Source organism: Streptococcus sp. 17.1 (assembly GCF_016648655.1).
Taxonomy (GTDB): domain Bacteria; phylum Bacillota; class Bacilli; order Lactobacillales; family Streptococcaceae; genus Streptococcus; species Streptococcus salivarius_E.
Map to the genome: position 1 here is coordinate 56,918 of NZ_JACLQM010000003.1, position 15,095 is coordinate 72,012.

Sequence of the window (15,095 nt, forward strand, 5' to 3'; positions counted from 1 at the left end):
CCTATCTATGCGTACGTGGGTCACTGGCATCCGCCAAGTTTTGACCGACAATAAAGAGAGAGAGGGAAACGAGGATCAAGGTAGTCAATGGAATCCAGAAGAGGTAAGCATTGACTGTAACGTTCTGTGCATAGTCTGAAATCAAACGACCAAGACTAGGCGTCGTAACGGGAAGCCCCAAACCAAAGTAAGAAAGGAAGGCTTCGTAAGAGATAAATCCTGGCAAGAGCTGACTAGCCATAGTCACGATAACTGACACTAGTTGTGGCATGATATTTTTAACCACAATCTTAGGAGTTGGTGTTCCCAAAGTACGAGAAGCCAAGTTGTACTCCAAATCACGGTAACGCATGATTTGAATACGGATAGTATAAGCAATACCAATCCAACCTGTGACAGTCATGGCAAAAATCATGTTCCAGAAACCTGCACCCAATGAGTAAGTCAAGACGATAACGACAAGGAGGGCAGGAATGTTTGAGATGATGTTGTAGATCTCCATCATAATCATATCAAAGGTCTTAGAAATCCCCCAAACAGCACCAACGACTAAACCAATAACAACGTTAATGAAGGTAGCGATAACAGCAATAAGGATAGAATTACGAGCTCCAAACCAAACACTGTCAAAGAGAGACTTACCATTACTGTCCGTACCGAACCAGTATTGAGCATTTGGATGCACATAACGTACACTAAAGTCATTAACCTTAGACACGTCATTAAAGTCAAATTTTGAAAACATTGGGTAGATAAAGCTCATCAAAATGATAGCAATCAAGATTCCCAACATGACAGTTGTTGACTTTTTCTTGAAGAACTGACGCATCACCGATTTCCAGTATGAATAGGCCGGCGCATCAATTGTTTCAGAGGCAAAATCATCGCGCTTTACAAATTGGAACTTACTTTTATCAATTGAAGCCATTATTTACCTCCTTTAGATGTCAATTTGATACGTGGGTCAATCATAGTCATAAGGATATCACCCACAAGCAATGAGAAGATGGTGAGGGCTGTGAAAATAAATACAAGACCCACAACCATAGCGTTATTTGAAGCACGGACAGAGTCAATCAACATTTTACCCATACCAGGGTAGGCAAAGATTGTTTCTGTCAAGGTTGCCCCTGTGATAACACTAACGATAGATGCTGGGATCCCTGAAACCAAGGAAACCATAGCATTTTTGAAAATGTGTTTATTCGAAATTTCTTGTTCTGACAACCCTTTGGCACGTGCAAAACGAACGAAGTCTTGTGACTGCAAGTCAATCATGTAACGACGAATCCAAATGGCAAGACCTGGTGTAGACAAAAGACCGAGAATAACAGATGGCAAGACGTATGAACGCCAGTCACCCGCACCCAAGATAGGGAAGGAATCTGGAAGACCAATCTCAGAACCAATCAAACGAATGATATAAACCAAGGCGATGGTTGGTAGTGAGAGCAAGAAAGTCAAGACACCAGTTGAAATACTATCAAAGAGTGTATTTTTAAAGCGTGCCATGTATGATCCCAATGGAATTGCCAAAGCATAAGACAAGACCAAACCAATCAAACCAGCAATGGCAGAACTTGTCACCATTGATGGGTATTGGTAGCGACTCTTAGTAGATGTGTATGGGTCATCACCATAGTAAGAACGATCCCTAGCATCAGCCTGACTTGGTGATTTATAAGTACGAGAGTAGATATCTACTGAAGATACTTTCTTACCAGTAGGGAAGTTGACCTCAGAGCTTTGTGTTTGCCCTTGCCCTTGTGTAATAACATCAAGAACACCTTGCTCAGCATAAGTTGGGTAAGATGTACCAAGGTTCATCTTCACAAAGTTTTGGTGAACAAATGGGAACTGACTGTTAAAGTAAAGCAAATATTTATGCTTAGTCCCTGAACCGACAACTGACCAACCGATAGCTGGGTCATTTTCAATACGGATGTAACGCTTCAAGTTTGGATTTGTTTTATCTTTAACCCATCCGGTATTGTCAAATTCAAAGAGGTGTGCATAGAAGCCAAACACACGTTCAAGCACCGGCACATCACGTGTCGCATAGAATTGTTTACTTTGCTTGAATTGATGCAAACGCCAGCCACGTCCTAAACTATCCACATATTTTTGGTAAATAGCTTTATTTTCTTTTGTTGGCTTAGTGGTTACTGACTTATCGAGGGAGCTAGCTTTCTCCTGCAACTCCTTGGTGTCATAGTAATCAATGTAACCCATACGTTCATAGATTGTATTTTCATAGTTAGCCTTAGAATCGGCTGTTTTAGCAATCTTGTTGTAGTTAGGGTCCTGTCTGAAAATCAGACGCCTCGGCACCATGGTATAGATAATCGTGTAGGTCAAGGCCGTCACGACAAATATTGACAATAGAGAACGGAGGGTTCTCAATAAAATGTATTTTTTCATGTCTCTTCCTTTAATTCCAAAAGAACTTTCCCAATCTAATGAGAAAGTTCCATCGTCCTTTTATTTAACGTGTTTCTCAAGGTCTTTTTGAGCTTTTTCGTTGGACTTAGACTTTTCTTTAAGCCAGCTTTCACGGGCTTTATCATAGTTTTTCTTAGTGACAACATCTTTTTGAGGCTCAAGGTACTTAAAGTATCTGTCAGAACCCTTAGGTCCTACTTGAGAGTAAGCACCTGAGAATGGTGTCAAACGAGCTACCATTGGAGCAGCACCCTTGTTAACCATAAGTGGCATGAAGAGTGAGCTATCTTCCAACCAAGCTTGTGCCTCTGCATAACGTTCATAACGTACGTTGAGGTCGCTTGTTTCTTTAGCTGCATTATCAACCAAAGCATCAAAGTCTTTAAGACCTACTTGAGCTGCTGCTGCATTGTTAGGATCGTCGAATCCCATGTAAGTTTTTGTGTTCTCACTAGCTGTTGTCTTGAAGATATCAAGGAATGTTGATGGGTCTTCGTAGTCAGGTGCCCAAGCAACTGAAATATTGATATCCCAGTCTTCTGCTGCTGCGTTAGCTGCATACAAAGTACTGTTAAGAAGATCATCTTGAGACATTTGATGAACGTCTACAACCACATTTTCTTTTCCGAGTGTCTTTTCAACAGATTGTTTCAAAGATTGTGCACGTGCTACAGTTGGTTTTGCAGCTTGGTCAACTGGAAGGTCCAAGTGAATTGGGAATTGAACACCTTGTGCTTGGAGAGCTTCCTTAGCCTTATTAAATTCAGTCTTAGCCTTATCAGCGTTGAAGAGACCATCTTGACTGTCTTTAAGGTTAACACCTGACCACTCGTCACCATATGAAGGCATCTTTTCAGTTACCAAATCACCGAATGACTTGTCACCAGCATAAACAAAATCAGGTTTCACAAGAATGTTACGAACAGCAAGTGCTGCACCTTTTTCACCATTAAGTTGTGCTGAATAAGCTGTACGGTCAATAGCAAAGTTAACTGATTGACGGAAGTCCTTGTTAAGAAGAGCTTTCTTAGTTGAATCTTTCTCAGCATCAGTCTTCTTAGATGTATGGTTGTAAGACTGACGGTCAATATTAACACCAACCCCACCAATATCTGCAGATGGTTGTGTATAGAAGATATTATCTTTATATTGTTTTTCTACTGAATTAAAGTTTGAGCTTGTTGGATATAGACGTGCTTGACTATAAGCGCCATCAGTGAAATTACGAACAAGCGATTCTTGGTCAGAAGCATCGTAGAAAGAAAGTTTAATGCCATCGAAATGGACATTTTTCTTATCCCAGTAGTTTTCATTTTTAGCCAACTCAATAGATGATTTAGCTGTCAATGACTTAAGGATGTAAGGACCATTATAAAGGATAGATGATGGATCTGTTGATTTACCAAAGCTATCCCCTTTTGACTTAAGGAACTCTTCATTTACAGGCCAGAAGAGAGAATAAGTCATCTTAGAATTCCAGTAAGGTTCTGGTTGTTTAAGTGTGTACTGAAGAGTGTAATCATCAAGAGCTTTAACACCAACTTTAGAGAAGTCTTTATCAGTACCATTGAAATAATCAGCAAGACCTACTACAGAATCTTTTGCCAAGTAAATTGACTCAGTCTTTTTATCAGCAGCATGCTTAAGACCTGTTACAAAGTCTTTAGCTGTTACTTCTGCATACTCTTCACCGTCTGAAGTATACCATTTAACTCCCTTACGAAGTTTGTATGTATAAGTTAAACCATCAGCTGAAACAGTCCAGTCCTTGGCAATAGAAGGTACCAAGTTACCATATTTATCGTTTTCCAAAAGGCCATCGACACCATTTGTCACAGCATCAGTCGTTGAACCTTTATTGGAAATAAGATAGTCCAATGTTTCAGGATCAGCAGTATAAACATAGTTATAAGTATTGCTTGAAGTGTTTGATTTTGATGAACAAGCCACTAAAACCCCAACACTTAGGAGGGAAACACCCGCAAGGGCCAACCATTTACTTTTTTTCATAAGCATTCTCCAAAAAATCTTTTTTTATGTACCAACATTATACCATAAAAAATAAGATGAGTACAATTTTCAGAATATTTTGTCTTATACTGACTTTCTCACAATTATACCCCTTATGAACACTAGGAATTAGCCCTTTTTTGACAAAAGAAAAAGGCAAACTGCCTTTTCCTCAAGATTATTATTTAACGTGTTTCTCAAGATCTTTTTGAGCTTTTTCGTTAGATGCTTTCTTTTCTTTAAGCCATTTTTCACGGCTTTGTTCATATTCTTTCTTAGTAACTACTTTTTCTTGTGGTTTCACATATTTGAAGTAGTCTGATGAGTTCTTATCACCCACCTGCATGCTAGCACCCGTAAATGGTGTCAAACGTGAGATAACTGGTGCTGCACCGTTACCAACAGTCAATGGAATGACAAGTGAGCTATCTTCCAACCAAGCTTGAGCTTGAGCATAACGGTCGTAACGAGCGTTGAGGTCTGTTGTTTCTGAAGCTGCTGAATCAAGCAAGGCATCATAATCTTTAAGACCTACTTGGGCTGCGGCCGCATTGTTTGGATCATCATAACCCATGAAAGTCTTGGTATTTTCACTTGAAGTTGTCTTAAAGATATCAAGGTAAGTTGATGGATCTTGATAGTCTGGACCCCAAACCACACCGTTTGAAATATCCCAGTCTTCTGCTGCCGCATTAGCCGCATTAAGAGTAGCATTTTGCATATCATCAGATGACAACTGGTTGATATCGATAACGACATTTTCACTGCCCAATGATTTTTCAATCGTTTGTTTCAATGATTGAGCTTGAGCAACATTAAGTTTAGAACTTTGATCAACTGGAAGGTCCAAGTGAATTGGGAATTGAACACCTTCACCTTGAAGAGCTTCTTTGGCTTTGGCAAACTCAGTCTTAGCTTTTTCTGCATTGTAGAGACCATCTTGACCATCCGCAAAATTGACACCAGACCATTCATCACCGTAAGTGCTCATTTTCTCTGTCACAAGGTCACCAAAGGTCTTATCCCCTGCACTGACAAAATCAGAAGGAACAAAGAGGTTACGTAGAGCAAGAGCTGCCCCATCTTTACCATTAACTTGAGATTGATAAGCTGTACGATCAATAGCGAAGTTGATTGATTGACGGAAGTCTTTGTTTAGAAGAGCCTTCTTAGTTGATGTCTTTTCAGCATCTGACTTCTTAGCTGAGAATTTATAGCTTTGACGATCAATATTCACACCAATAGCTGCTGTAGACGCACCTGGTGCTGTGTAATAAATATTATCTTTATATTTCTTTTCTACTGACGCATAGTTAGAGCTCATAGGGAATACACGTGCAATGCTGAGAGCACCATCTGAGAAGCTACGCTCTTGAGCCTCCTGGTCAGAACCATCATAATATGACAATTTGATAGCGTCGAAATGCACGTTCTTCTTATCCCAATAATTCTCATTCTTAGTCAACTCGATAGATGATTTAGCTGTCAAAGATTTAAGAAGGAAAGGACCGTTATAAAGGATAGAGGTTGGGTCTGTTGACTTACCAAAATCTTTTCCTTTATTCTTAAGAAAGTCTTCGTTAACCGGGAAGAGCAAACCATAGGTTGTCTTAGAATTCCAGTATGGTTCTGGTTTTTTAAGGGTATATTGCAATGTGTGATCGTCGATTGCTTTGACACCTACATTTGAGAAATCTTTATTGGCACCAGAGAGGTAGTCAGACAAGCCTGCAATAGAATCTTGTACCAAATAGAGGGCTCCAGCTTTGGAATCAGCCGCATGCTTAAGACCAGTCACAAAGTCCTTAGCAGTCACATCAGCATACTCTTCACCATCAGAAGTATACCATTTAATTCCCTTACGGATTTTATAAGTATAAGTCAGACCATCTTGAGAGACAGACCAATCTTCAGCTACTGAAGGGACAAGATTTCCATATTTATCTGCTTCCATAAGACCATCTACACCGTTTGTCACAGCTGTCTTAGTAGGTCCTGTATTTGAAGTGATGTAATCCAATGATTCTGGATCTGAATTATAAACATAACCATAAGTCGTTCCACTAGTACTTGACTTAGAAGAACAAGCCGCTAAGGCACCTACACTGAGGAGTGCTACACCCGCAAGGGCTAACCATTTGCTTTTTTTCATAAGATTTCTCCAAAAAATAAAATTTTACCTTTTCATTATAGCATAAATAATCAAGAAAAGTAGTCATTATCAGAATATTTTGCACAAGCTAGGTGAGTAATGAAACCCATCAAGCAAGGTATTTCCCTATGGTTAAAGCATTATCGGAACTTTTAGCCAGCTAATTTTTAATCATAAGCCTTGCATAAAACAAAAATGGCCTAGCAACTAAGCTAGACCTTACTTTTTTCAATTTATTAATTATTTAGAGCTTGAGCAGCAGTGATAATCGCTAGATTGTAGATGTCTTCAGCACTGGCACCACGAGAGAGATCGTTAACAGGTTTATTAAGACCTTGCAAGATTGGTCCGATAGCTTCGAACATTCCCAAACGTTGGGCAATCTTATATCCAATGTTACCTGCTTGCAAACCTGGGAAGACAAAGACATTAGCATGTCCTGCTACATCACTATCTGGTGCTTTAATCGCTGCTGTTGCAGGAACAAAGGCTGCATCAAACTGCAACTCCCCATCAATAGCCAAGTCAGGACGCATTTCTTTTGCAATATTTGTTGCTTGAACAACCCTGTCAACTTTTGGCGATTTAGCAGAACCTTTTGTTGAGAAGCTAAGCATGGCCACTTTAGGATCAATACCAAAAACTTTAGCTGTTTCAGCAGTATTAATTGCAATTTCTGCCAATTCTTGAGCATTTGGTTCAATGTTGATGGCACAGTCAGCAAACATCAAGCGATGATCGGTATTTTCACGGTTCATAAGGAAGACACCTGATGTACGAGAAATACCAGGTTTTGTTTTGATAATTTGAAGGGCCGGACGTACCGTATCCGCTGTTGAGTGAATAGCACCTGAAACCATCCCATCAGCAAGACCAAGTTTAACTAGCATAACACCGAAATAGTTGACATCACGAAGCAATTTCTCTGCATCTTCGACTGTTGCTTTTCCTTTACGGATTTCAAGAAATTTTTCCTTCATTTCCTCAAAACCTTCATAGGTTTCAGGATTAATAATCGTATAGTTAAAGTCTGCAAAGCCAAGATCGTTCAAGATTTTGTGAACCTCAGCTGGGTCTCCCAAAATAATAGGATCCACCAATCCTTCAAATTTCAAACGGGCAGCAGCACGAACCACACGGTCGTCGTTACCCTCAGGGAAGACAATTTTAACACCTTTCCCTGCAATACGTTCACGAAGTTCACCAAATAGACTACGCATAAAAAATCCTCAATCAATCTTTTTTAGTTTGTAAGTTCATGATAACGGTTTCAAAATCATCTGTCAAGGAAGATGCATGGACCATCTCTTTTTTGGTAAACGGATCGATAAAGGCAAGGCGATGACAATGCAAGGCCTGGCGCTTAATACCATAATCTAGAGAACCACCATAAAGGTCATCTCCCAGAAGAGGCAAACCTAGATGGGCAAAGTGCACACGAATCTGGTGCGTACGTCCAGTATGAAGATTGATATCCACCAACTTCACTCGACCATAATCAGCTACCAAGCGATAGCTCGTATGGGCATATTTCCCTGATTTATGAACCCGACGTGTAATAATTGAATCCACATCACGCGCAATCGGTGCAATGATTTCGCCCTGCTCCTCAAGTTTGGTATCACCTTCAACCAAGGCATAGTAATGCTTCTTAATAGACTTCTGCTGCAACTGTTTATCCATACGCGCGTGGGCATAGCCATGCTTAGCAAACAGCATGAGACCAGACGTGTCCTTATCCAGACGTGTCACGATATGCACGCGCTGGTTAGGATAATTATTGCTAACAAAATGATATTTAACAAAGTTAGCCATGGTATTGTCATGGTTAACACTTGGAATACTGGCATAACCATAAGGTTTATTAACGACCAAGAAGTTATCATCTTCATAGACGATATCCAGGTCAAAAGGAATGGGTTTCAAGGTCTCATGCGGCGCCTCATCAGGAATTTCAATAGTAACCACATCTCCTTCATGGACAGGATAAGTCGCAAACTGCTCCTCACCATTAACCCAGATATGACCGCCTTCAAACTTAATCTTGGCCAGTAGCCCTTTAGAAATATCGTGCTCCTTCAAAAAGGTCTTGACCCGACAAGAACGCCCTACTGTAAACTCATATCTCATTCTTCCATGTCTCCAATAAAGGAATCACGTACACGTTCCCAGAAACTTGTATGACTGGCACTAGCCACAAAGGAAATCTTACGTTGGTCAATTGAGAATTCTACCTTTTTCACATTACGGTTGGTATAGGTTTTATTATCAACGGATAGAGTGTAGCTTCCCATTCGGGTAGGATAAACCGTAATCTTCTCATGCTTAGGCACAATAAGGGGACTACCTAAGGTACGATACACACGATTATTAAGACTAGCAATCTCTGTCAGTTGCAAGGCTTCAATGGTAGGATGAAGGACCGCACCACCCAAAGATTTATTGTAGGCCGTTGATCCTGTAGGCGTTGACACCGACAGTCCATCACCACGGAAGCTCTCAAACAAGACATCATTAAGGCAAACATCTGCCGCCATAGTTTTCTCATTACGCTTGATGGCTGCTTCATTGAGGGCAATCGACGTAAAAGAACGCCCATCAGCCAGGGTCAATTTGACATTCAAAAGAGGGTAAGAGATCTTAGCACCACTATCTTTTCGAAGCGTCTCGATTAATTGATCCACTTCACTGTCCAAATAATCCGTATAAAAGCCTAAGTGACCCGTGTGAATCCCTACAAAACGCACACGCGCAAGCTCTTTTTCATACATATGAAAGGCCGATAGCAACATACCATCACCACCAATTGAGATGACCACATCTGGATTTTTCTTGGTCAAATAAAAATCTGGATCATCTCGAAAGGCATTAAAAAGTTTTGAGGCCACACGCCTACTTTGGGGTTTGCCATTGGCAATAATAGCTACCTTCATCTCATCCGAAGAGGTCTTCATCTGTGTCATCACTATTTCCTACACTATCCTTCAAAGTTCTGTTAATTGGATCAAAGAGCAACTGGGCTTCTCTAATATCATCACGTATCTTACGCATTTCTTCATCAAGTTCATAAGCCATGCGGGCCGTAGTTTCCAAGCGAAGCTTAATTTCCTCTGGAAAGTTTCCCTGATACTTGTAATTAAGGGAATGTTCAATGGTGGCCCAAAAGTTCATGGCCAAAGTCCTAATCTGAATCTCTGCAAGAATCTCCTTACGACCATCAATGGTATCAACGGGATAAGAGATAATAACATGATAAGAGCGATAACCCGAATTTTTACGGTTTCTGATATAGTCTCGCTCTGAAACAATAGTCATATCACTACGATGACGAAGCAAAGCCAAAACCTCATCCACATCATCGACAAATTGGACCATGACTCGGAGACCAGCGATATCCTGCATATCTTGAGCCAAATTTTCAATCGAAAGGCCACGAAGGGCGATCTTCTCTTCAATGGAAGCCACTGACTTCACACGTCCCGTCACAAACTCAATGGGCGAGTGACGATTTTGCTTACGAAATTGTTTACGAATGCCTCGGAGCTTGATTTTGAGCTCACCTACGGCCTGAATATAGGGGTCTAAAAATTGTTCCCAATCCATGGTCAAGATAGGACTCCTCCTTGTCAAAAGCTTTAGTTTTTTATAAAATAAATACAATCTGTTATATTATACCACATTTGAAAGCACAAGGGAGGACACACATGAACCATTTAGAGATAGAGTACAAGACTCTACTCACCAAAGACGAGTACAATCGTTTAGCGATGCTTTTCTCCCATGTGACACCTGTTACGCAAACCAACTACTACATCGACACTCCTCAGAGTGACATGAGAAATAAAAAACTCTCCTTGCGTATCAGGACGCTTCCCACTCATGGTGAGCTGACCTTGAAGATCCCTGAAAAAGTCGGGAACATGGAGTACAACCTTACCATGGATTGTGCGGACGCTAAGGCTTTGACTAAGTCACTGGACTTTCCTGATTGTCAGATCAAATCCATTCTTCTGGAACGTGGGGTTAAACTTGAGGACCTAACCATCCTCGGACATTTGACCACTACCCGTCGCGAGTATCAGACCAACATCGGCCTCATGGCCCTCGATGTCAATGTCTATGCCGATAAGAAAGACTACGAGCTTGAACTAGAAGTTTCGGATGCCGAGAAAGGTAAAAACGACTTTGATGCTTTCCTTAACGAAAATAACATTGACTTTAAGTATGCCAAGAGTAAGGTTGCACGCTTTGTAGCTACCCTCAAACGAGACAAAGACTAAAAGTTAGACAAGGAGTTAGCTCCTTGTCTTTTTATGTTTAAACACATGCAGCGTTAAATAATACAAGCATTTTATCTCATAAATGACTTCCAGAGGTCTAAAAACGCATACAAAGGAATTTTATCTAACAAAGGTTCGGTATTTTTCACTAATATCATACTTTGATGGCTGAAATTTCTGCTTCTTTTTGCTAAAATAGAACTATCTGTAGTTTTATTACAATAGCCCTAACTGGGCTTAGCATCTTATTTTTTTAAAGGAGTCACCATCGTCATGGTACATCAAAAAGCAAACCCACAATTGAAATTGTTCTCGCTCAGCTCAAACCCAGAAATTGCTGAAAAAATTGCTGAGGCTACCGGATTGCCACTTGGTAAAGTATCTTCACGTCAATTTTCTGACGGTGAAATCATGATCAATATCGAAGAGTCTGTTCGTGGGGACGATATTTATATCATCCAATCTACAAGCAACCCTGTTAACGACCACCTTTGGGAATTGCTCATCATGATTGATGCCTGCAAACGTGCCAGTGCTAACTCTGTCAACGTGGTTATGCCTTACTTTGGTTATGCACGTCAAGACCGTATCGCTGCTTCACGTGAACCAATCACTGCTAAATTGATTGCCAATATGCTGGTTAAAGCTGGTGTCAATCGTCTCTTGACACTTGACCTTCACGCTGTCCAAGTTCAAGGTTTCTTCGACATCCCAGTAGATAACCTCTTCACAATGCCATTGTTTGCTGAATACTACAACGAAAAAGGATTCACAGGAAGTGATGTTGTCGTTGTTAGCCCTAAAAACTCAGGTGTTAAACGTGCTCGTAGCTTGGCGGAATACCTTGATGCACCAATCGCTATCATTGACTACGCTCAAGATGATTCAGAACGTGAAGAAGGCTACATCATCGGTGAGGTTGAAGGAAAAACAGCAATCTTGGTTGATGATATCCTTAATACTGGTAAAACATTTGCAGAAGCTGCTAAAATCCTTGAACGTGGTGGCGTTAAAGACATCTATGCAGTTGCTAGTCACGGTCTCTTTGCAGGAGGTGCTGCTGAAGTCCTCAACGCTGCTCCAATTAAAGAAATCTTGGTGACAGATTCAGTTGCGACTAAAGAAAAAGTTCCAACAAACGTTAAATACATTTCAGCAAGTGAGCTAATCGCTAACGCTACTACTCGTATTTTCGAACGTCAACCACTTAGCCCACTCTTTGCTTACACTGCAAACGAGGACTAAGCTATGGTTTATTTGGACAATGCAGCAACAACTCCTTTAAATACTGCTGCTATCTCAGCTATGACACATGTCATGACTGAAACCTTTGGAAATCCATCCAGCCTCCATGCTTATGGTCGTCAAGCTTCCAAGGAACTTCGTGAAGCCCGTGAAGAAATGGCCAACCAATTTGAAGTCCCTGCTCGTAAACTCATTTTCACTTCTGGTGGGACTGAAGGAAACAATACAGCTATCAAAGGTTATGCCCTAGCCAATCAAGCTAAAGGCAAACACCTGATTACAACTGCTATTGAACACCACTCTGTCCTTCACACCATGGCCTACTTGGAAGAGCGTTTTGGTTTTGAAATAACCTATATTCAACCAGAAAATCAAGTCATTACTGCCCAACAAATCGCTGATGCCTTACGTGACGATACCATTCTGGTTTCTGTTATGTATGCCAATAACGAGACCGGCCAATTGCTTCCTATCAAGGAAATTGGTGACTTGCTTGCCAATCACCAAGCTGCCTTCCACGTCGATGCCGTTCAGGTAGCAGGAAAACTTCCTATTCATCCAGAGCAACTTGGAGCTGATTTTCTCTCTATTAGTGCCCATAAATTCCACGGACCTAAAGGTGTTGGCTTGCTCTATCATAACGATTTGCATTTTGACAACCTACTCCATGGTGGTGAACAAGAGGAAAAACGTCGTGCCAGCACTGAAAATCTGGTCGGCATTGCAGGTATGACCGCTGCTTACAAACATGCTAGCGACCACTACCAAGACAATTACCAGCATGTTGAAAAGATTCGTCAGGCCTTTCTAGATACCCTTACCGTTCCTTATGAAATTAATGGTGGAGAATCTAGCCTACCTCACGTCATCAACATAAGTTTTCCTGGTAAGGAAAATGGCCCTCTCTTAACCTTGTTAGACCTAGCTGGCTTTGCCGTCTCAACAGGTTCTGCTTGTACTGCTGGAACTGTTGACCCTAGCCACGTCATCCAAGCCCTCTATGGCAAGGATTCTGACAAGTTAAAAACAGCTATTCGCATTAGTTTATCAGAGGAAAATACCGCTGAAGAACTCCAAGCTCTAGCAGAAAAACTTAATCAAATCATAGGAGACTAACATGGCATTTGAAAAAAGCATTCATTTGACTGACTGTAAATACCGTTACACCATCAGTCCTAATGTCAAAAAATTCACCCTACGTGATACGACTTTTGTGCAAAATAAAATCGGAAACTACGAGTTGCACCGCCTTCTCGAAAAAGTGCCTAACTCAGGCGAAGGTTTCCCACTCAAAATCACTATTAACAAAGACTTGACTGGTTTCAAATTGTCGATTACAGACAAATCTGGCCTTCGTAACGTTAATATCTTTAAAAATGAAGATCATCACATCTTGCAAGAGAAATTCTATTTCTTGATGCAGAGTTTGGTTGATCGTAACGTTTTCGAGCAAGAAGAAGTCTAAACTTCTTTCTTAATACATAGAAATAGCCTATCCTTGTGATAGGTTTTTTATATCGCCTCATCTACACTATTTTGTTGCAATCTTCACAAACTTTTCTTAAAATATAAGAGAATCATACTAATTGAAGAAAGGAAAGCGATCAATGACATTTGAGAAAAACATCCCAAACGCCACTGCCAAACGTCTCTCTCTCTACTATCGTATTTTCAAGCGATTCCATCGTGAAAATATCGACAAAGCAAGCTCTAAACAAATTGCTGAAGCTATTGGGATTGACCCTGCCACTGTTCGTCGAGACTTCTCCTACTTTGGTGAGCTAGGTCGTCGTGGCTTTGGTTATGATGTGAATAAGCTAATGACATTTTTCGCTGAACTCCTTAATGACAATGCGACTACCAAGGTACTCCTCGTAGGTGTTGGGAATGTCGGGCGTGCCCTCCTCCACTACCGTTTTCAAGAGCGCAATCGCATGCAGCTGGTCATGGCTTTTGATACAGATGATAATGAATTAGTAGGGACACAAACCGAAGATAAGATCCCTATCTATGGTATCTCTCAAATCAAGGAGAAAATCGCTCAAGAAGATATCAAAACAGCCATCCTGACAGTGCCATCAGTTAAGGCTCAGGAGGTGGCTGATCTTTTGGTTGATGCCGGAATTGAAGGCATTCTCTGCTTCTCTCCAGTTAACCTCAATCTTCCACGCCATGTGGTGGTCCAATATGTAGACTTGACTAGCGAACTACAAACCCTACTCTATTTCATGAAAGAAGAAGAAAAATCAAGGAGAAACAATGACTAAACCAATTATCGGAATCACTGCCAATGTAAGGCCTAATCCAGCCCATGAAGACATCAACTGGTCCTATGCCCCATCTGGCTTTGTAGAAGGAGTTCAAAGAGCCGGTGGCCTAGCAATCCTACTACCAGTATCCGATCCTTCGGAAGCCAAGACCTACATCTCCATGATTGATAAGCTTATCCTGATCGGTGGGCAAAACGTTGACCCTAAATTCTACAACGAAGAGAACCATGCCAGTGAAGATGACTTCTTCCTCGAACGGGATATCTTTGAAATGGCACTCATCGAGGAAGCCACTAAGCAGAAGAAACCCATCTTTTCAATCTGTCGTGGAACCCAACTCATGAACGTCGCACTAGGTGGTAGCCTCCATCAAGATATTGAGCATCACTGGCAGGACAAGCCGTCTGATTACCTCTACCATGAGATGATTGTTGATGAGAACAGTAAGTTGGCAGAAATCTACGGAAGTGAAACCTCTATCAACTCCTTCCACCATCAAAGTATCAAACACTTGGCCTCTGACCTTCGTGTCATTGCGCGTGATCCTGAGGACAACACAGTCGAAGCTGTTGAGTCAAATAGTCCAGACCTTCGCTTTCTTGGTGTACAGTGGCACCCAGAGCTTCTCCTAGACAAACGTGAAGAAGACCTCAAACTCTTTGAATACGTCGTTAACGAACTTTAAAAGCAACTGAG

General features: G+C 41.1%; 14 protein-coding genes. 6 read left to right on the forward strand and 8 right to left on the reverse strand.

The features are described from left to right. Position 1: 1 nt before the first annotated feature. The 8 genes from oppC to H7T99_RS02975 form a co-directional block, all read right to left on the reverse strand. A complete protein-coding gene (oppC, locus tag H7T99_RS02940; RefSeq protein ID WP_022496729.1) occupies positions 2-928 on the reverse strand; it encodes an oligopeptide ABC transporter permease OppC in 927 nt (308 codons plus the stop codon). Next, positions 928-2,421, reverse strand: a complete 1,494-nt coding sequence (locus tag H7T99_RS02945; protein WP_037603029.1) for an ABC transporter permease — start codon at positions 2,419-2,421, stop codon at positions 928-930. The genes oppC and H7T99_RS02945 overlap by 1 nt, the downstream gene beginning before the upstream one ends. 60 nt (positions 2,422-2,481) lie before the next feature. Beyond that, positions 2,482-4,452 carry a peptide ABC transporter substrate-binding protein gene (locus H7T99_RS02950; RefSeq protein ID WP_037603032.1) on the reverse strand — a complete coding sequence of 657 codons (1,971 nt, stop codon included), beginning with the start codon at positions 4,450-4,452 and terminating at the stop codon, positions 2,482-2,484. A 181-nt stretch (positions 4,453-4,633) separates the two neighbouring features. Beyond that, entirely contained in the window at positions 4,634-6,604 is a 1,971-nt protein-coding gene (locus H7T99_RS02955; RefSeq protein WP_037603035.1) for a peptide ABC transporter substrate-binding protein, read from the reverse strand. Between the two features lie 236 nt (positions 6,605-6,840). Continuing rightward, positions 6,841-7,824 (reverse strand): phosphate acetyltransferase, encoded by a 984-nt coding sequence (gene pta / locus H7T99_RS02960; RefSeq protein ID WP_049554142.1) that lies wholly within the window; start codon positions 7,822-7,824, stop codon positions 6,841-6,843. A gap of 13 nt (positions 7,825-7,837) precedes the next feature. Beyond that, the gene (locus H7T99_RS02965; RefSeq protein ID WP_049554141.1) at positions 7,838-8,734 is read right to left on the reverse strand and encodes an RluA family pseudouridine synthase; all 897 of its coding nucleotides are present in this window, start codon (positions 8,732-8,734) and stop codon (positions 7,838-7,840) included. Continuing rightward, positions 8,731-9,567 carry an NAD kinase gene (locus H7T99_RS02970; protein WP_002884507.1) on the reverse strand — a complete coding sequence of 279 codons (837 nt, stop codon included), beginning with the start codon at positions 9,565-9,567 and terminating at the stop codon, positions 8,731-8,733. Before H7T99_RS02970 ends, H7T99_RS02965 begins: the two co-directional genes overlap by 4 nt. Beyond that, entirely contained in the window at positions 9,539-10,213 is a 675-nt protein-coding gene (locus tag H7T99_RS02975; RefSeq protein WP_049554140.1) for a GTP pyrophosphokinase family protein, read from the reverse strand. The genes H7T99_RS02970 and H7T99_RS02975 overlap by 29 nt, the downstream gene beginning before the upstream one ends. Positions 10,214-10,308: 95 nt before the next feature. Here H7T99_RS02975 and H7T99_RS02980 point away from each other — a divergent pair, with 95 nt between their 5' ends. The 6 genes from H7T99_RS02980 (at position 10,309) to H7T99_RS03005 (ending at position 15,084) form a co-directional block, all read left to right on the forward strand. Beyond that, positions 10,309-10,884: a CYTH domain-containing protein gene (locus tag H7T99_RS02980; RefSeq protein ID WP_049554139.1), complete on the forward strand. Its 576-nt coding sequence runs from the start codon at positions 10,309-10,311 to the stop codon at positions 10,882-10,884. Positions 10,885-11,157: 273 nt separating this feature from the next. Beyond that, on the forward strand, positions 11,158-12,129 hold the full coding sequence (locus H7T99_RS02985) for a ribose-phosphate diphosphokinase (protein WP_049545262.1): 972 nt from the start codon (positions 11,158-11,160) through the stop codon (positions 12,127-12,129). 3 nt (positions 12,130-12,132) lie between these two features. Further along, positions 12,133-13,245: a cysteine desulfurase family protein gene (locus tag H7T99_RS02990; RefSeq protein ID WP_049545261.1), complete on the forward strand. Its 1,113-nt coding sequence runs from the start codon at positions 12,133-12,135 to the stop codon at positions 13,243-13,245. A 1-nt stretch (position 13,246) separates the two neighbouring features. Beyond that, positions 13,247-13,594, forward strand: a complete 348-nt coding sequence (locus H7T99_RS02995) for a DUF1831 domain-containing protein (protein WP_002884733.1) — start codon at positions 13,247-13,249, stop codon at positions 13,592-13,594. A 142-nt stretch (positions 13,595-13,736) separates the two neighbouring features. Then, positions 13,737-14,396, forward strand: a complete 660-nt coding sequence (locus H7T99_RS03000; protein ID WP_049545260.1) for a redox-sensing transcriptional repressor Rex — start codon at positions 13,737-13,739, stop codon at positions 14,394-14,396. Then, on the forward strand, positions 14,389-15,084 hold the full coding sequence (locus H7T99_RS03005) for a gamma-glutamyl-gamma-aminobutyrate hydrolase family protein (protein ID WP_014634832.1): 696 nt from the start codon (positions 14,389-14,391) through the stop codon (positions 15,082-15,084). The genes H7T99_RS03000 and H7T99_RS03005 overlap by 8 nt, the downstream gene beginning before the upstream one ends. Positions 15,085-15,095 lie beyond the last annotated feature (11 nt).